The following is an 18,434-nucleotide window of genomic DNA, read 5'->3' as shown; positions in this document are numbered from 1 at the left end:
CCTCGTAGGGGTGGACCGTCGGGGCCTCGTGGTCGTGGATCGCCGGGTCGCCGTCGCCCTCGTGTTCCTCGCCGTCGGGGACCCCGTCCCCGTCGGAGTCAGCGACGTTCGGGTTGAGTCCCAGTCACCGTTCCTCCGGATCGGTCAGCCCGTCCCCGTCTGCGTCCGCCTGCAGCGGGTCGGCGCTCATGTTCTGGTGGAACAGCGCGCCGAGGGCGTCGCCGCCGTTCTTGCGCGCCTCGACGAACGCCTCGGCCTGGCCGACGTTGATCGCGAGGTGGGTGTCCCACCCGCGGTTCTCCTCGGGGTCGGTCAGCCCGTCGTCGTCGCTGTCCACCTCGGTCGGATCCGACCGCACGACGGCCAGTGTGGTCCGGAGTTCGCCGTCGATGACCTCGCGTTTGAACTCGACCTCCTCGCCGTCGGGGATGCCGTCGTCGTCGCTGTCGGCGTTCGTCGGCGACGTCGAGAAGGTCCCGCCGCTCGCGGTCGGGATCGTCCAGTGCTGCTCCTCGACGGCGTCGGGAATGCCGTCCCCGTCCGCGTCGAACGTCTCCCGCGCGACCAGTTGCGTCCGCAGGTTGACGCCGTCGGCCGCGACGTCGACGTCGACCTCGCCGTGGTCGAGTTCGGAGACGTTCAGGGTCTCCATGACGGTGCCGACGGTGCCGATAGAGAGGTCCTGCGAGACCGTCGTGCCGTTGGGCCCGGTCGCCGTGACGCTGGCGCCGGGCGAGACGTCCGTCTGCTCGGACTGGTAGACGATCGAGATGTCGTCCGTCCCGCGCTCGAGGTCGTAGGTCAGCGAGGCCGACCCGGAGTCGCCGGGCGCGGTCGCATTCCCGGACTCGTTCTCGCTGGGGTCGTCGGGCACGTGGACGGTGATCGGCTCGTCCGTGGCCAGCGAGTGGTTCCGCGGATCGGTCGCCCGGCCGGTCAGGACCTCCCAGCCGTCGAGCCGCCCCGACGTCAGCGGACTCCGATCTGCCGCCCCGTTGAACTTCGGATCGATAGTGATCGAAGCGTTGGTCAGGCCGCCGCGGAACGCCCCGCCGTCGGTGTTGTCGCTGGACCACGTCCAGTCGGGCGCGGTCGGTCTGGCAGCGTCTCTGTGGAAGTCGTTCGGATCGTCCTCGACGACCCAGTTCCCCTCGCCGGTCGGCAGGTCCGTGATGTCGAACGAGACCGCCGCTCCGGAGCCGTCGCGGGGCTTGTCGTGGACCAGCACGAGGCTCAGACCGTCCGGACCGGACCAGAAGAACAGCCTGCTCGTGTCGCTCTTGGCGACCGGCAGCGGCGAGTTGATCTCGGCGTCGCCGTAGTCGTAGAAGTTCTCGATGGTCTGGCCGTTGCTCAGCGGGACGACGTCGAACGTCCGGTCGCCCTGCTCGACGGTGATCTTCCGCGCCGTGGGCTCGCCGCCCAGCACGAGCGTGGTGCCGTTGCGCGTCTCGCAGGCGTCCGTACACGTGACGTTGCCGGACTCGTTGAGACTGACTATCTCACCGAGGTCGAGGTTCGTCGCGTCGACCCACTCGTCGGCGTCGAGCACCGTGAAGTACGAGAAGGAATCGACCGTCGCCCGCGCCATCCCGTTCTCGACTGTCGTCTCCACCGGCGTCCAGGTGTCGTTCGCCGAGCCGTTCCACTTGTAGACGGAGAGGTCGTCGTATACCGACTCGGGGGCCCCGTCGTCGATCGGGATGGCGACGGTCGCGTTCTCGAAGTCGGTCCGGTTGATCACCCTGACCGTGGGACCGGCGCTTGCGTTCGTCCCCCCGAAGTAGGTCGGCTTCGGCTCGACGGTCACGTCGCCGGCGACGTCGCCGCCGCCCCGCAGCGCGACGGAGACGCCGGTCTCCTCGTCGTCGGCCGTCGTCTCGAACGTCTCCGATCCGTCGAGGACGCCGTCGTCGTCCGTGTCCTCGTCGAGCGGATCGGTGCCCAGCTCGAGCTCTTCCGCGTCGGGCAGGCCGTCGCCGTCGGAGTCGCGCACGGTCGGGTCGGTCCCGAGTTCCACCTCGCGGCCGTCCGTCAGCCCGTCGCCGTCCGTGTCGGCCACGTCGAACCGCGTCCCGTTGGCGTCCTCGGCGGCGTTGTCGAGGCCGTCGCCGTCCGGGTCGGCCGCCCCGTCGAGGATGCCGTCACTGTCCGTGTCTTCGGCCAGCGGATCGAACTCGGGATAGCGGCTCTCGAAGCCGTCCGTCAGTCCGTCGCCGTCCGTGTCGTCGTCGAACGGATCCGTCCCGAGCGTGTACTCCCGGTAGGTCCCCAGGGTGTCCTGGTCGTGGTCCTCCATCCCGTCGATGACGCCGTTGTCGGCCTCGTCGTAGTCCGTCTTCGGCGAGTCGCTGTCGTTGTCGGCGGGATCCGTCCCGGTGACGTTGCGCTCGTAGCCGTCGGGGAGGCCGTCGTTGTCGCGGTCGTTGTCGAGGTAGTTCGGCATCCCGTCGCCGTCGGCGTCGCCGGTCCCCTCCTCGCCGTCGGGTGCGCCGCCGCCGTCGGCGTCCGCGTCGCGCCAGTTCGGCGTCCCGTCGAAGTCGACGTCGTGCGAGAAGTTCGCCCCGTCGCGGACCTTGATCCGCGTCGGCACCCCGTCGCCGTCGTCGTCTACGTCGCGGTAGTCCGGCCGACCGTCGCCGTCGGTGTCGTCTGTCCCCTCCCGCAGGTCCGGTACGCGGTCCCCGTCGCTGTCGCTGTCGCGCGCGTCGATCACGCCGTCTGCGTCCGTGTCGACGGGCCGGCCGCCGTCCGTCTCGACCCAGTCGGAGATGCCGTCGTCGTCGGTGTCGTTCGAGAAAGCGTTCGTCCCGAGGGCGACCTCCCGCTCGTTGTCGAGTCCGTCGCCGTCGGCGTCCTCGTCGTCGGGCCCGACCGCGCGGACGTAGAGCCACTGCACGTCGCTGGCCCCCGTCCGCCCGTCGCCGGTGAAGTCGTACGTCCCGGCGTGGTCGACGACCGCCGGGTCGTCGAGGTGGGCCAGCAGCGCCTGGCTGTCGACGACGTTCACGTCGCCGTCGCCGTTGACGTCCTCGTACAGCCCGTCGCCGTCCGGATCGGTCGGCCGCTGTGACCCGACGACAGCGTCCGGCGGGGTCACGGCCGGCCCGTCGTTGCCGACCGATCCGACGTCGCCGCCGTCGTTACCCACTTTCGCATCGTTCCCCGCCGTGGCCAGCGCGCCGGCGGGGACGGCGGCCGCTATCGGACTCGTCACGAGTAGTACCGCTAGTGCCAGCGCCAGCACCGGTCTGAGATGATCACTCACCAGTTCCACTCGGCCACCCCGTCCGCGTTGCGTTCCAGCCACCTGAGACACCCGATTAAAACCTGATTTATTTTGAATACATTTAATGGTATATAGTAGCGGTATTTACTATGGAATTAACGCGCACCGTCGGAGCGGGGATGGTCGCACTCGCCGTCCTGACGGCCGCAGCCGCCGGAGTGGCGGCAGCCGCCGGGACGACGGACGTGATGTTATCGCCGGAGAACGACGCGGTCGAACTGGGTGCCAGCGTCACGTACGACGTCGTCGGGGAGGCGGCCGGCGGCGTCGGGTCCTTCGAGGCGACCGTGTCGACCAACGACAGTTCGGTCGCGAGCGTCCGGGCCGTCGACTACGCCGACGACCCGGCCCACGCGAACGAGCCGACGGGGACCGACGAGGTGAACCTCTCCGCGACGGGGATGGACACGCTGGACGACGGTCCCGTGGACATAGCGACCGTGACCGTGCGCACGGAGCGCGACGGCGTCGCGCGGCTGTCCCTCTCGGTCGCCGCCCTGGGCGACGAGCAGGGGCGCTCCTACGACGTGGCAGACACGCAGGGCCGGACGCTGACAGTCGGCTCCGGATCGACGCCGACCGAGGGAGGTGGGGCGGACGGCGGTGACGAGTCGGACTCGGGCGACGGTGACGACGGCGACGACGGTTCTGGCTCTGACGGCTCGGGCTCCGACGACGGGGCGTCACCGACGGCGTCCCCGACGCCGTCGGCTACCCCCACGCCGACGGCGTCCCCGACGGCCACGGACACGCACACGCCGACGGCGACGACCGCCGCGAACGAGACGTCCACGGGCGGTGGCGCGCCGTCGCCGACCGAGACGGCAACGCCGTCGCAGTCCGAGAGCGGGATACCGACGCTCGCGGTCGTCGCCGGAATCGTCGCCCTGCTCGCCGTCGCGGGGGCCGTATACTGGAGCGTCCGAGGATGACCGGGCGGCCTCTCTCGGCGTCTGAGCGGGGGTGAGCCCACAAGCGAGACGAGCGAGTGGCCTGGGATAGAACGGCCATCCGTCGGATCTCCTGCGATCGCCTCCCTCGAGCGCTCAGACCGCCCCAAGGTCCGCCGGTAGCTCGAGGCAGCACTCGACGAATCCGATCTGGCACTCCTCCAGCGGGTGCGGACACAGCGTCGCTACCGGCGCGGCGACGGCAGCCCGGTTCTCCGGGACCCTCGAAAGCGGCGACGCCGGTGTTGGGCTCTGAGGACGGGACTTTCGGGACGGTGAACGGGCAGGGAGATTCCCTGCCAGTCGTGTGGAAAATGATATAGCGGCATGTGATTTATGTGTACGTCAGCTGGCGATCCGGCTGTTCGGGAAACCACCGACGTATGACATGTTTGGCAGGGCAGAGCTAGGTACGCCACCGATTCGGGAGGGAGCGCTCGAGACACGACCGGTGGTCGCGACTACCTCGATCGGCCTCGTCAGAAGCGTCCGCGGTACGACAACCGAGCGATCCCCGCCACGATAACCGGAGGCCACCGTACCGTCGTCGAGTTGCGTCTTCGGCCCCGGCTGGCCTATCGACGTCACGGCCGCCGCTCGTCTAGGTGATGCGTCGCCGGGTTCCCCCACGCCTGTCGGAGTGAAGGTTCCTGCCGGACGCTCCGGTCCGGTTACCTCAGGCCAGCGGACGCCTTCGCCCGGACGCTCTTCGGCCGCCGCTGGTAGCGGCACGGAACCCACGTTCCAGCCCGTCGACCGAGCCTCGCTACTCGCCCGCGACGACGGGCGTCGCGTACCCTCGCCCGGTGCCATCGCTCGCCGACGGTCTGCGTCGAATAGTGGGACGAAGCCCCCGCCACGACTGGTCTGCGGTCCCGAACGGCTTCGACGAGGAGTCCCCCAGTCCGGTCTCCGTTGTGGTGTTCGGCCGACTGGGTAGCCCGGTGCGCGCCGACCTCGCCGGTGCGTCGCGTACCGAATCGAGCCACCTAACCGGCCGGCAGCGGGCGCGAGGGGGCCCGGGACAGCGGTCCCGGCCCGTAGCGTTCCCGGACGGCCGGTTTCGTGGTCTCCGGCATACCTCCGTCCGGGCTGTCGCCGGACGCCCGGAGAACTCAACGCCGACCGGGAGATTCCTTCCCCCCGACGACGAGTAGGGCGAAAGGGAGACGTCGGGCTCCGTCCGGGATGACGGGGGCCCAGTCACTCTCGGAGACTACCACCCCGAATCCGTCGGACCGGTCTCGCAACCGGGTCCCACATCGGTTTTCGCCAGGCGGAACGAAGCACCGCCTCAGCTCGATCCCACGCCGGCGGCAGTGGACTGCTCCCGAACCACTGGGGCGAACTCGAGGCCGGTCTGTGGCCAGTTCCGGCGGTCGACCGGGGGGTAGGAGCGCCGGACACGGGGTCGACTGGGACGGTCGCCAGCCGTGGTAACAAGCAGAGCGGACCGGCCGGAAGCGCGCCGAGCGTCGGCCCGACTGCGCCTGGGCGGGGCGGACGCGTCGCAGAACCCGCCGTCCGACTCGCGAAGCCCTTCCTCCCCGACTGCGGGACCGTCGACTCGCCGTCGCTGTCTCGGAGTGGGACTGGATCGTTCAGATCGAGCAGCAGAGCACCGTCCGGGTGTGCGTGACTTGCTGTCGTCCGTCGACGACGGGACGTCGGCGCACTCCGCGATCCGCCGATTCGGCGTCCGACTGCTGGAGGGCCGTCAGGGCCGCCTGAGGCGGGATAATCTCTGTGAGGGTCACACAGAGAACCACCGAATCGGAGCACTACACACGGCCTGGGGCCGTGTCTACGGCCCGCGAGTGCCCGCGAAGCGTGTCGCCGGAGGTGGCGACTCGATCGGAAGCCGCTTTCGACGGCGAACTGGGCGTCGCTAATCGCCGCTCGACTGCCCGCCCACACGGTCGGAACGACGTCAGTCGATGTCGGACCGACATACGTTCGACGATATCGAGGTCGACGCGACACGGCACAATCTGGGGCGTGCCTACGACGGACCGCCACCGAGGATACACCGGATCGGCGACTCTGTGACGGTCCCGATCTGGGGTGATCCTTCTGACTCTGCTTCGGGCACGCTGTCCGAAGTGACAGCGACAGCATCGTGTAGCGCCAAGGACCGAGCGCGTTTCGGAGCGGACCGAACGACCACGACAGATAAACACAAGCACGGGCCAGCGTCGGTCGATATTTCTTATCCGTGAAAGTGGTGTCATAATGCGGAGCCGAACCCGGGAGAAGTCGGCCGAGGTCTGTGAAATAGGACGTTACTACCACAGATAACCTCTCTTATCCGTGAACGTGGGTTAGATTCATGTATCCGGGGACCGAGTGACGAGTATGGCGACCGAGGAGGACGTCGACACCTCGCGGGCCCGGGTGCAGACGTACGTCCCGGCCTATCAGAAAGACGAGTGGAAGCGCCACGCCGACGAACTGGACATGAGCCTCAGCGAGTTCGTCCGATCGATGGTTCAGGCCGGCCGGAGCGGATTCGAGGGGATAGAGCGCAACGAGACGGCCGCTCAGGAGGACGCCGACGAAGGCCGGCCTTCCGGCCCTGACCCCAGGGGTGAGCGTCTGGAAGACCGGGTTCTGGAGATTCTCTCCGACGGCGAGTTCTACGAGTGGGACGCACTCGTCGCCGCGCTGACCGAGAACGTCGAGGATCGACTCGAGGAGACGCTGCAGGACCTCCAGTCCAGAGACGAGGTCCGCTACAGTGGACGCAACGGGGGGTACACGATCGAATGAGTTCCCGCGCCGACGAGGCGGCGGTCGACGAGGACCCCGTCGCCTACTTCCTCGAGGACGTCACCTACCACGGGAAGACCGAGCGCACCCGGCAGTACTACGAGCGCGTGCTGCGCGACTTCGAGGCGTTCCTCACGGAGGGGGCCCGACCGGTCCCCCTCGAGAGCGCGAGCCACCGGGACTGCATGGCGTACGTCCACGAGCTCCGCGGCGAGAAGAGCGAGTCGACGGTGGCGACCTACGCCTCCTACCTCCATCGGTTCTACGCCTACATGAACGAAGTCGGCGCGTTCGACGCCAACCCCATGACGCTGGTGATGGAGGAGATGGACGAGACCATCGACACCGACCCCACTCGCCGGGAGATCAGCGTCGAGGAGATGCGTGCGTTCGTCGGTTCGATCACGCATCCCCTGGAGCGGGCCGTCGTCGTGACGCTGCTCAAGACGGGCATGCGCGTCGGGGAACTGTGCAACCTCGATCGTCGCGATCTCAACCTCGAAGGCGTCGGCGTCGGCCCGGAGACGCCCGTTCGCGGCCAGATCGAGGGGCGGTCGAACTCGCTGTTCGTCTCGTCGACGCCGGCGCGCGGCGCTGTCGTCAACGGCGAGGAGCGGACGGCCTCGAACAAGCGCAAGCGGGACACGACGATTCCCGTCGACGACGAACTCGCTGCGGTCCTCCGCGAGTGGCTGGCGATCAGACCGGACGCGAGAAGCGGGGCCGAGCCGCTGTTCACCAGTACGAGCGGTGACTGGGGCAAGCGGTTGACGCCCGATATGGTCCATCACCTGGTCGAGAGCCACGCCAGAGACCGGGGCTGGTACCGCGACGGCGGCGGGGCCGCCGAGAACGTCACGCCCCACTACTTCCGACACTTCTTCACCACGCACCTCCGGGACCGCACCGGCGACCGGGGCATCGTCAAGTACCTCCGCGGCGACGTCGCCCAGGACATCATCGACACCTACACCCACGACTGGGGCGACCGCGTCCGGGAAGTGTACGAGCGCAACGTCTACTCGCTGCTGTGACCGCTGTTCGGGGACACTCGCGCAGTTGACCGGGCATTATTATAATTTATATTTAGTATAATTCTGTGACATTCCGCCGCCCTCACAACACGTAAATTGTATGTCGCTATATCAAACGTGGCCTGTCGAGGGGGACCATCGACACTCACGGCTGGTCATCTCAGCCTGAGAGGGAACTGTAGTCGCCGCGAGCGTCCGAGGTGAACGTCTGCTCGATCAGGGGTCGGCTACCGTGTGGACCTCTACCCCGGGATCGGACAGCGACCGGGCGATGGTCAGTTCGTGACCGCTGCAGGCCCGATCAGATCTGGTTGAACAGTTCGACGAGGTCGGCGTAGTCGACGTCGCCGTTGCCGTTGTAATCGTAGTACTGGACGTCGTTCTGCATCCCCTCGCTGTCCATGCCGTTGAAGTACTCGACGACGTCGGAGTAGTCGGCCTCGCCGTTGCCGTTGAGGTCCTCGTAGCGGCCGTCGCCGTCCGGGTCGGTCGCGTTCCCGGGCCAGGACGGGCGGTTCTCCTCCGGGGGTTCGACGGGGTCGGAACCACTGTCACCGTCGCCGGGCCGCTGGACGTCTGCCTTCGATTCGAGGAAGTCCTGGACGAGGCTCCCGTACTCCGTGGCGACCTCGTAGCTCTCGTCGACCATCGTCGGGCTCCAGAAGTGCGAGAGGATCCACGCCGTCGAGTGGACGTGGTCGTACTCCTCGTAGAACGACTGGAACTGCTCGCCCTCGGTGTCGACCGTCCCGTTGAGGTGCGACTCGCTGCCGCCCGTGGAGTCGAAGCCCCACTCCGTCATGAACACGGGCACCTCCTCGGCCGGCGCACCGAACGACTCCGAGAGCGGCCGGAGGTACTCATGGGCGTACACGTGGCCGGCGTACATCAGGTTGTCACCCTCGAACTCGTTGTCCGGGGCGAGGTAGGTGTACTGCGACCAGCTGGGCGAGCCCACGATGACCGGGGCCTCGGGCGCCTCGTTCTGGATGACGTCGACCCACTGCTGGGCCGTCTCCCGCCAGCGCAGGAAGCTCTGTTCCGCCTGGTCCGAGCCGTAGCCGCCCCGGTTCGCGCCGATGGGTTCGTTGTACACCTCGTAGAGGACGTGGCTGTCCTCGGCGTACCGCGGCGCCACCGTCTCCCAGAACATCGTGACCTCCTCGTCCAGGGCTGCCGTGGTGAAGTCGGTCGTCCGGTGGCGGTGATAGTCGACGATGCAGTAGACGCCGCGCTCCCTGCAGGCCTCGACGGCGCTGTCGACGTGGTTCTCGAGGTACGACTCCAGTCGGGTCTGATCGAAGTTACCCGGTTCCGGCTCGCCGTAGTCGCCCGTCGGGTCGGCGATGTCGACGGGCTGGAGCGGGAGGCGGATCACCTGCGCGTTCCAGCCCTCGTCGGGGTTCGTCGCGAGTTCGATCAGGTCCTCGATGGGCAGCGTCCAGTCGACGTTCGCGTTCGCCCGCCGCGGGTCGACGACGTTCAGCCCGTGGAGCGTCACCTGGTTGCCGCTCGGATCGCGCACGACGTTGCCGTCCCGGTGGAGCCGCGGCGTCGGATCCCCCGGCAGCCCCGCAGCCGTGCCGAGCGTCGATCCACCGAGCGCCCCCACCGTCGCTCCCGCGCCGACGAGCTTGACGAACTCCCGTCTGCCCGTCGTCGTCCGCGGCTGGTCGTTCGCGTGCTGTGCGCCTCGATCGCGATCGCTGGTCTCGTGCATAGCTGATCTCGGTCTGTCCCCGTGCCTGCACGGCACGGCGGTGATTGCGCTCCGATTCGGTCGCCGGTCGACGACTCCCGTCCCCTCCGTGTCCGACCCGACTGACGACTATTCGCCGGTCGGTGGCCGACTGCGGCGTCGTCGATCGCTCACTCCGATACTGTTCGGTATTATTCGATCATTCCCGTTCACAATAATCCTAAACTCGAGCACATAAATTTTGCTGGCTGCGGACGCGAACGATTCCGCCACGAACTGTCACGCGGCCGGCAACGGACGAGCGGCCATCCACCGCCGAGAGTCGACACGGACACACCGGGGAACGCTACGCCAGGACGACGTCCAGTCGCTTCTGCTGGGCGTTCCGGAGGTGCTGGTTGAAGGTCGGCGAGCTGACGTCGAGCGATTCGGCGACCTCCTCGCCGCTGGCCTCGCGGGGCCACTCCAAGAACCCGGCGTAGTGACGTCCCAGGAGGAGACGGACAGGCCCGTCTCGGAGTGGGAGGCCGAGACGGAGAACCACGAGGAACGCGGCGGGTAGTGCCCATCGAAGGAGACGGCCTCCCGCGTCTCCGTCGCGCGCGAGTTCCCGCCGGAAGGGCGTGCCGCGGCCTCCTCGAACTCGTCCTAGACGGCTCGACCGATCAGGCCGGTCGCGTCCCTGTCGATCAGGTCCGCCGCCCGGTCGTTGACGTCGGTGAGCCGCCACTCGCCGTCGACGGCGAGAAACGCGTCGTCGATCCGCTCGAACGCCTCCTCCTCGAGTTCCCGCTCCGTTCGGGTCCGTCCAGTGACGCCGGTGACGATTCCCTCGACGACCCCGTCGCCGGCGTCGTAGCCCCAGTCGCGGACCCACCGCGTCTCGCCGTCGGCGGTCCGAATCCGGTAGGTGGCGTCGAACCGACCGTCGTCGCCGGGTTCCCGGCTCACCTGTCCGGCGTCGGCCGGGTGGACGACGTCGTCCGCCCGGGTCACGTTGCCGCGCTCCAGCGACGACGAATCGTAGCCAGTGAGCCCCTCGCGGTCGTCGCTGACGCAGGTCGTCCAGTCGGCGCGGCGGCGATACACCGTCCCGGGGACGAGTCGCCGGAGCGTCTGCCCGGGTTCGACGTCGGCCGGGAGGCCGTCAGCCGCGTCGTCCCGTTCGTCAGGCGGCGTCCACCAGATCCGACCCTTCGCACCCACCTTCTTCGTGCGCACGTCGCCCCGTCCGGCGAGTCGGTCGAGGCGCGAGTACGCCGACCGGCGCGTGACGTCTAGCGCCTCGGCCACCCCGCTCGTCGGGAGCGGCGCACAGGGGGACCCCGCGTCATCGAACGCGGCCAGCGTCTCCGCCAGCACGTCCCCTTCCGCGTCGGCCATGCGCCAGGTACCCCGTGGAGCGGTATTTGATTCTCCGTTGACGGAGCGTCTTTCCTGCCGTCGGAGCCACCCCGCACGTTCTCAGTGCGTACGACGGATCGACCAGCAACGTAGTCGCGACTACGTCTGGGTTATCCGGTGAAAAGGTGCGAACTCAGAGGCCGAGCACAGCGAGGTGGAGCCCGGGCTCGAAGCGAGGGGGCCGCGCCGTGCGTCAGAGTACCAGCGAGATGACCGCCAGGACGATGAAGATAATAACCAGCCACTTGGCGATCTCCATGCTGATACCGGCGACGCCGCGTGCACCGACGACCGCTGCGATGATCGCCAGGACGAAGAACAGGATCGCCAGGGACAGGAAGTCCCCGGAGAACTGCAGGGGGACGCCGGCGATCGTTTCGAGGGCGTGAACCGCTGTGGTGTGTATCATGGGCCTACACCGTAACCCGACGCTAGTCAGCGGCTTTGTAATGAATCGGTTATGCTGGCAGAGGCCAGGGTTACTGTGGACTGGCTGATAAACGGAGATAGGGATACTCCAGGGGCAGGTGGCACAGCCCGGTCTCAGTCGCTGTTGTCGCGGCAACGCGAGTGCTCGATCTCCTGCAGCAGTGGCGCAGTGACACCGAATAAATCGCATATGACGATACGAAACTGGTGGGGCACCTTGCAGTCGCAGGGGGAGCCGGATAAAAGGCCGACGAGAGTTTCCCGCCGGTGCAGGGATCGGGCGTGAACCCCGTTTACAGCGCTCGTCGACGCCGCGTTCGGGCAGGCGTCGAGAACTGCCGGCCGCCCGTTCGGCGTGAAACCCTTCAGATATCGGCCGTCGGCGTCTCTCCCGGTCGCCGTACTTGAACTCGTGGCACGCGCAGGCGGTCGCCTCAATTCCGGCTGTCACCTTCAACGGATACGGTGCGTGAGAGCGGGTTCACGACACCGCCCTACTATGAATCTGGGCATCGAGATGGAGTTCTGGGTCGTCGACGAGTCGGGCCGACTCACCGACGGTCAGTACCTCGCTGACCGCCACGAGCTGATCGAACCGGAGTTCGTCGCACCGCTGATCGAAGTGAAGACGACGCCGCACGAGCGCGAGGGCGCGTTGCGGCGCGAACTCCGGCGGACGCTGCAGGCCGCGATGAGCGCCGCCGGGAGCGAGGGGCACCGACTCGTGCCGCTCGGGACGCCGCTGACCGAGGCCAGCCCGGACGCGACCACCGAGCGCGGCGAGGCCTTCGAGGCCATCTACGACGACGAGATCGTCAGCACGAAGAACTGCGCCGGCACGCACGTCCACTTCGAGCGCGGGGGCGTCCGGCCGAGCAGCGCGGGGCCGGGCTCGGGAGACGAGCAACGCGAGTCCGCCGGCGTCGGCGCCCTGAACCTGCTCACGGCGCTGGACCCGGCGCTGGCCCTGGTGAGCAGTTCGCCCTACTACTGCGGGCAGCGCCGCGAGCACTGCTCGCGCGCCCAGGCCTACCGCCAGCGAGAGGGTGGGCAGTTCGCCGACTTCTGCGACCTGTGGTCGTACGTCGACGACGTCGGCGAGTGGCGGGCGGCGGTGGAATCTGCGTACCGACGGTTCGGCCGCATGGCCGCCGAACGCGGGGTGAGCCAGGGCGTCGTCGCCGACCACTTCACGCCGGAGGACACCGTCCTGAGCCCGGTGCGACTGCGCGACGAGCTGCCCACCGTCGAGTGGCGCGCCCCGGACACCTGCCTGCCGAGCCAGGCCGTCCGGCTGGCCTTCGACGTCGGCCGCGTGGTCCGGCAGACGGACGAGAAACCGGTCGCCGTCGGCGAGCCGGAAATCGGGTCGGACGAGATCCGCGTCCCGCCGTTCGAGGACCTCTGCGAACTGGTCACGCGGGCGATCGAGCTGGGTCCGGACGAACCGCAGGTCCAGACCTACCTGCGGCGGATGGGGCTGGATCCGTCCGCGTACAGCCCGCTGGCCGACCAGATCTCCGGGCAGTCGACGATCACGGAGTCGCGCGCACGGGACCTGCGACTGGCTGCCGCGGACTGGCTGCGCGCCGACGTGGCGACGCTGACCGTCGATCCGACGCTGCCGGACGCCCGGGCGTCCGGACAGACCGTCTGAGGGCGGACTCGCGTGGGAACAGCGGAAGTCCCGCGGGCCTAGGTTTCGAGGGCGAACGGACCAGCGGCGACGGTCATTCTGGCGACTGTCGCAACCCGGAGCGTGAACGAGGTCAGCACGAGGAACGGCAACAGCGAGACGGCGAAGGTCGTCGCGACGAAGGTCAACAGCGGCGGGAGTCCCAGCAGCCACACGTCGGGTAACAGGCCGGCGTCGATGGCCAGAATCGACGTGGCGTTGATCACGATGGCCGGGAGCGCCACCGAGATGAGCGTCCGGGACAGCGTCGAGAACTCGCGGCTGTAGTAGAGCGTCTTGAAGTACTCCTTGCCGGTGGCGAACAGCTCGAAGAGTTCGACGAGGTCGTCGAGCGCGCCGGTGACCGCGTCGTCGTCGCTGTCGGCGTAGCGCATCTGCAGGTCTTGCGAGCGGTCCATGTGCTGGGTGTAGTCGAACTCGAGACCGGCCCAGAGGACGGCGAGTTCGTCGGCGTCGCCGCGGTCGTGGCGCTCGTCGAACTGCGCGACGCTCTCCTGGACGGCGACGGCGAAGGACTCGGTCTCGCGCCGGAGTTCCCCGTCCGAGGCGCCGTCCAGGGCGGACTGGAGGTTCGACGCTCGGTCGTCGACGGCGGCGAGAATCGCGTCGAGGAAGATCGACGGGTTCGTCGGTTTGGAGCCTGGGTCGCCGTAATCGCCCAGGTCGTACCGGAACTGGATGGCCTTCTCGATGCGCTCGCGCTGCTGTCCGATCGAGGCCAGGTCGTAGGAGAGCACGACGGAGTTGATCGAGACGACGATGGACACGAGCAGGATGATGCCGCTCAGCAGCGTGTTCAGGATGGTCTGGACGGACCCGGTCTCGGTCAGGACCTGCCGCATCTCGAAGGGCCAGACCGTCCCGACGACCAGGATGGTCGCGAACACGACCGCAAAGAGGGTGGTAGTGACGGCGTGGCGGTTCCCCGAGAGCAGGAACCAGTGAACGGGGTTCTCGACCGCGGACCGAAGCCCGAGACTCCCGCCGATCCGCCGGACCGACGCGCCGACCCGTCGCATCCGGTCAGCGGCGCTCACGGCTCGCTCCCGGGACTGGCCGCCTGCAGTGGCAGGGGTCGCATGCAAGAACGAAGCGATTGCGACTGGGGGGAAGTCAGAGCGACTGGGGGTCGCCGCCGGACTCACCCTCGTCGGAGCCGCCCCGGTCGCTGTACCCCTCGCGGCCGACCGCCTCGGAACCGACGTCGTTGAGGATGCGCTGTTTGACGCCGTCGGCCGACTCGAACTCCTGATCGCTCTGGGTGCTCAGCACCTCCTCGACCGTCGTCGCCCCGCCGGGGAGCTCGATCTCGTGATCGCCGTACTCCTCGATCAGGTCGTCTGCGGTCGTGGGATACTCGTGTGACTCGAGGTCCGATTCGAGAGATCCGAGTTCGACGCCGAGTTCACGAGTGTCCTCGTCGCCGGCTCCGTCGTCGGCGTCGTCTTCGTTCGGCATACGATACTGTAGGTCAGGAGAGGGGAAGGCGGTTCCCCCGGCAAGTGAAAGGCAGTTAGGTAGGCAGTTGCGGCCGGTCGCCACAGAGGCGTCGTCCGGAAGGACCGCCTTAAGCGGCGGTCTCGGGCGCGTCGACCGGGTAACTCGACGTTTCCCCGTACATCTGAACTATAACAAAGTGGCCGACGGCACCAGTGGAAGACGTGCTGCGACAGAGCGTGACATCGACGTCGACAGGCAGGCGCTCGAGCGGCGGAAACCGACCCACGGCGAGCGTGGGCCCGATCACAGCCGCGGAGTCACGATGAGTACGATCATCGAGGCGTCGGTCCCGGCCGACCAGGTCGGCCTGGAGGAGACCCTCTCGGCCGTCCCGGGCGTGGAGTTCGAGGCGGTCCGGACCGTCGACGCCGGTTCCGACGAGGTGCTGCCGCTGTTGATCGCCCGGGGGGCCGACCCCGACAGGCTGACCGAGGTGATGGCCGACGACGAGAGCCTCGCCGGCGTACAGCAGGTCGACACGCTCGAAGGCCGGAGTATGTTTCAGGTCGAGTGGGACGCCCGAACGCGGATCCTGCTGAACGTCCTGTTCGAGGGGAACAACACGGTGCTCCGGGCGCTCGCCCGCGACGGCCGCTGGCGACTCCGGATCATGTATCCCCGGCGGGACTGCGTGTCCACGACCTACGACTGCTGTCACGCCTTCGGCGTCAACTTCGAGATCGAGACCATCCACGACCTGACGTCGTCGACCGGTCGGGAACGGTACGGCCTCAGCGCCGAGCAACACGAGATCCTCGAGCGGATGCTGGAGTCGGGGTTCTACGACATCCCGCGCGAGACGACGCTGCAGGAACTGGCCGAGGAGTTCGACGTCTCTCACCAGGCCCTCTCCGAGCGGATCCGCCGGGCGCACAAGACGATCATCGAGAACGCCGTCTCGACCGACCTGGAGCCGGAGCTCCAGATCTGACGGCCGAACGGTACGTTTCCTACGCCAGGTCGGCCAGCATGCCGGCCACGAACTCGACCTCGTCCTGGTTGATCGTGTGGCCCATGCCCGGGTAGAGGCGCTCGGTGACGTCCCCGCCGAGGTCCGTCAGCGCATCGGTCGTCTCGTGGACGCGCTCCTCCGGGATGTGCGGGTCCGAGTCGCTGCAGCCGACGAAGGCCGGGGTCCCGTCGAGGTCGCCGTCGTACTCGAACTCGGTGCCCGGCGGACCGATCAGGCCGCCGCTGAACGCCGCGAGGCCGCCCCAGCGGCGCGCGTTCCGGGCGACGTACTCGCTGGCGAGGCAAGCGCCCTGCGAGAAGCCCAACAGGGCGATCCGCTCGCGGTCGACGCCGGCGTCGACGGCCCGCTGGACCGTCTCGTCGACGAATGACAGCGCCGAGGAGAGGTGGGGCTCGTTGTCCTCGACGGGCGCGACGAACCGGCTGGGATACCAGGTGTTGCCCGCGGCCTGCGGTCCGAGGTAGGCGACGCCGTCGACATCGAACTCCCCGGCCAGCGAGAGGACCGACTCGGCGCGCGCGCCGCGGCCGTGGACCGCGACGACCGCTGCGTCCGCCGCCTCGAGGTCGGTGCCGGCCGTCCGGACGGGCTGGCCGGCGTGGGGTCCGTCGACCATTCAGATCCCCTCCGCTTCCGCTTCCGTCTCCGCTTTCGCACCCGCCTCATCGTCCGCTCTCGCGGGCGGTTCGAGCGGTTCCAGTTGGGCCTCGATGGTCTCGCGGTCGTCTTCGAGCCACGGCGGCAGCTGCAGGTCCGTGCCCAGCTCGTCGACCGACTCGTCGCAGGTGAACCCGGGCTCCTCCGTCGCGATCTCGAAGAGGATACCGCCGGGCTCGCGGAAGTAGACCGACTGGAAGTACCGCCTGTCCTTCCGCTGGGTGACGCGCTGGCCGGCGTCCCGCAGGCGCTTTCTCCACTCGTCCTGCGCTCGCTCGTCCTCGGCGCGGACGGCGACGTGGTGGACCGTCCCGGAACCGGGCCGCCCCGGCTGGCCGTCGCCCGTGACGAGGTCGATCACCGTCGCGCGGTCGCCGTCGACCGCGTAGCGGGCCCGGTCGTCCGCCTCGGCGACGCGCTCGTAGCCCAGCACGCCGAGGACGTCCGCCGTCGCGTCGACGTCCGCCGAGGCCAGTTCGACGCCGTGGAAGCCCCTGATCGCGTGGTCCTCGGGGACGGGCCCGTCGGCCCAGGGCTCGACGTCGCTCTCTCCGGTGACCAGCGCCAGCGGCTGGCCGTCGGGGTCCTCGAACCGGAGGACGCGCTCGTCGAAGCGCTCGGCCGGATCGTCGTGGTCGACGCCGCGCTCGGCGAAGCGGTCGCGCCAGTACTCGAGCGAGCCGTCGGGAACGACGAACGCGGTCCGCGTGGCCTGCCCCCGACCGGGCTGGCCCTGCCGCGTCGTCCCGAACGGGAAGAAGGTCAGTACCGTCCCGGGATCGCCGGCCTCGTTGCCGTAGTAGAGGTGGTACGTCGTCGGATCGTCGAAGTTGACGGTCCGCTTGACGAACCGGAGCCCGAGGACGTCGGTGTAGAACGACAGGTTCCGGTCCGGCTCGCTCGCGACGGCCGTCACGTGGTGGAGTCCGTTCACTTGCATGAGTGGGGTATGGCCGGCTCTCCCTGATCGACGGCCGGAGAACCGGGTCGTACTCCATCGTACGGCCTCGCTCGTCTTATACTCTCTCTGGCGTCCGCGTCACCGGGTAGCACCGGTGTTACCGACGGCGTGAGGGGCCGCGAACCCGGTGGATCACTGGATCGGCAGCGCCGTCTCGGCCTCGCCGACGAGGAGGTCCCTGATCCGCTCGGCGGCGCCGTCGGCCTCTGCGCTGTTCTCCAGTAGGACCGTCTCGCTGGGGAACAGCGCGTCACCGACGAGCAGGCCGTGCTCGCGGGCCGTCGAGCCCGAGACGGTGAGGTAGACGCCCAGTCCCGTCTCGGCGATGGCAGCCTCCTCCTCCTGACCCTCCTCGGGATGGGTGAAGGAGACCCCCTCGAGCGCGTCGGTCCCGACCACTGCGGAGACGAGTCGCTCGTACCGCGGGGAGATACAGAGCGGGCCCTCGTAGGCGTCGACGAACTCGCGGTTCAGGTCCGCGTCGATAGAGTCGGCTACCCCGGGCATCGCCAGCAGGGTGTGGTGGACGGTGTCGCCCATCCCGGTGATGACGCGGACGTCGGTGTCCAGCGGGTCGATGCGCTCGTTGATCGAGGCGACGTCGGTCAGCGGCTCGCCCCGGAGCTGGACGACCTCCTCCAGGACGAGGTCGGCGGCGTCGAACCCCAGCGCGAACTCGTGCTTGCGGAGGGCGCGGAACGGCTCCTCGCGGCCGACCAGCCTGACGTCGACGCCGTCGACGGGAACGGTCAGGCTGTCGAAGACGACGCGGCGGGGTTTGCCCTCGCGGTCGTCGCGCAGCAGCGTGTACTCCGGCTCCGTCGGCGCGGAGAGGTCGCTGTACTCGGCCAGTCGCTCGTAGACGCCGCTGTCGGCGTCGGACTCGTCCTTGGTGACGGCCTTCTCGTACTGCAGCGTCGAGATCACGTCGTCGGCCACCTCGGTCGCGTCGGCCCGCGACGCCAGCCGCTCCAGGACGGCCTCGAGGGGCCGCCCTTTCCGGGGAACGGCCACGCTGATCGTCGTCATCGGGCGTGGAGACGGCCGCCGACGGTAAAACCGGCCCGGTTTGC

Annotated in this window: 15 protein-coding genes; 5 read left to right on the top strand and 10 right to left on the bottom strand. The window is 68.5% G+C overall.

What is annotated here, in order from left to right; all coding sequences use genetic code 11:
• Window positions 1-124: 124 nt before the first annotated feature.
• Entirely contained in the window at window positions 125-3,268 is a 3,144-nt protein-coding gene (locus LCY71_RS16110; protein ID WP_225334163.1) for a dockerin type I domain-containing protein, read from the bottom strand.
• Between the two features lie 110 nt (window positions 3,269-3,378).
• Here LCY71_RS16110 and LCY71_RS16105 point away from each other — a divergent pair, with 110 nt between their 5' ends.
• From LCY71_RS16105 to LCY71_RS16095, 3 genes are all read left to right on the top strand, one after another.
• Window positions 3,379-4,221 (top strand): hypothetical protein, encoded by an 843-nt coding sequence (locus LCY71_RS16105; RefSeq protein WP_225334162.1) that lies wholly within the window; start codon window positions 3,379-3,381, stop codon window positions 4,219-4,221.
• Between the two features lie 2,373 nt (window positions 4,222-6,594).
• Window positions 6,595-7,008: a DUF5805 domain-containing protein gene (locus LCY71_RS16100; protein WP_225334161.1), complete on the top strand. Its 414-nt coding sequence runs from the start codon at window positions 6,595-6,597 to the stop codon at window positions 7,006-7,008.
• Entirely contained in the window at window positions 7,005-8,042 is a 1,038-nt protein-coding gene (locus LCY71_RS16095; RefSeq protein WP_225334160.1) for a tyrosine-type recombinase/integrase, read from the top strand. Before LCY71_RS16100 ends, LCY71_RS16095 begins: the two co-directional genes overlap by 4 nt.
• Before the next feature lie 301 nt (window positions 8,043-8,343).
• On the opposite strand, the gene LCY71_RS16090 is transcribed toward LCY71_RS16095, so the two are convergent.
• The 4 genes from LCY71_RS16090 to LCY71_RS16075 form a co-directional block, all read right to left on the bottom strand.
• Window positions 8,344-9,762 (bottom strand): cellulase family glycosylhydrolase, encoded by a 1,419-nt coding sequence (locus LCY71_RS16090; protein ID WP_225334159.1) that lies wholly within the window; start codon window positions 9,760-9,762, stop codon window positions 8,344-8,346.
• Between the two features lie 325 nt (window positions 9,763-10,087).
• On the bottom strand, window positions 10,088-10,210 hold the full coding sequence (locus LCY71_RS21490; RefSeq protein ID WP_263654209.1) for a helix-turn-helix domain-containing protein: 123 nt from the start codon (window positions 10,208-10,210) through the stop codon (window positions 10,088-10,090).
• A gap of 179 nt (window positions 10,211-10,389) precedes the next feature.
• On the bottom strand, window positions 10,390-11,124 hold the full coding sequence (locus LCY71_RS16080) for a PAS domain-containing protein (protein ID WP_225334157.1): 735 nt from the start codon (window positions 11,122-11,124) through the stop codon (window positions 10,390-10,392).
• A gap of 214 nt (window positions 11,125-11,338) precedes the next feature.
• Window positions 11,339-11,554: a DUF1328 domain-containing protein gene (locus LCY71_RS16075; RefSeq protein ID WP_225334156.1), complete on the bottom strand. Its 216-nt coding sequence runs from the start codon at window positions 11,552-11,554 to the stop codon at window positions 11,339-11,341.
• 519 nt (window positions 11,555-12,073) lie between these two features.
• On the opposite strand from LCY71_RS16075, the gene LCY71_RS16070 reads away from it, so the two are divergent.
• On the top strand, window positions 12,074-13,231 hold the full coding sequence (locus tag LCY71_RS16070; protein ID WP_225334155.1) for a glutamate-cysteine ligase family protein: 1,158 nt from the start codon (window positions 12,074-12,076) through the stop codon (window positions 13,229-13,231).
• A gap of 38 nt (window positions 13,232-13,269) precedes the next feature.
• Here the strand turns inward: LCY71_RS16070 and LCY71_RS16065 are convergent, their stop codons facing one another.
• Window positions 13,270-14,307: a DUF7972 family membrane protein gene (locus LCY71_RS16065; protein ID WP_225334154.1), complete on the bottom strand. Its 1,038-nt coding sequence runs from the start codon at window positions 14,305-14,307 to the stop codon at window positions 13,270-13,272.
• A gap of 76 nt (window positions 14,308-14,383) precedes the next feature.
• Entirely contained in the window at window positions 14,384-14,728 is a 345-nt protein-coding gene (locus LCY71_RS16060; protein ID WP_225334153.1) for a DUF5789 family protein, read from the bottom strand.
• A 304-nt stretch (window positions 14,729-15,032) separates the two neighbouring features.
• Here LCY71_RS16060 and LCY71_RS16055 point away from each other — a divergent pair, with 304 nt between their 5' ends.
• Window positions 15,033-15,701, top strand: coding sequence for a helix-turn-helix domain-containing protein (locus LCY71_RS16055; RefSeq protein ID WP_225334152.1), 669 nt, complete (start codon window positions 15,033-15,035; stop codon window positions 15,699-15,701).
• Between the two features lie 19 nt (window positions 15,702-15,720).
• Here LCY71_RS16055 and LCY71_RS16050 read toward each other — a convergent pair whose 3' ends face one another.
• The 3 genes from LCY71_RS16050 to LCY71_RS16040 form a co-directional block, all read right to left on the bottom strand.
• Window positions 15,721-16,359, bottom strand: coding sequence for an alpha/beta hydrolase (locus LCY71_RS16050; protein WP_225334151.1), 639 nt, complete (start codon window positions 16,357-16,359; stop codon window positions 15,721-15,723).
• Window positions 16,360-17,340, bottom strand: a complete 981-nt coding sequence (locus LCY71_RS16045) for a ring-cleaving dioxygenase (RefSeq protein ID WP_225334150.1) — start codon at window positions 17,338-17,340, stop codon at window positions 16,360-16,362.
• Window positions 17,341-17,493: 153 nt separating this feature from the next.
• Entirely contained in the window at window positions 17,494-18,390 is an 897-nt protein-coding gene (locus LCY71_RS16040) for a phosphoribosyltransferase HisG-related protein (protein ID WP_225334149.1), read from the bottom strand.
• Between the last annotated feature and the right edge of the window lie 44 nt (window positions 18,391-18,434).

Source organism: Halomicrobium urmianum, assembly GCF_020217425.1.
In the GTDB taxonomy this organism is placed as follows: Archaea; Halobacteriota; Halobacteria; order Halobacteriales; family Haloarculaceae; genus Halomicrobium; species Halomicrobium urmianum.
This window is presented reverse-complemented; position numbering and strand designations above follow the sequence as displayed.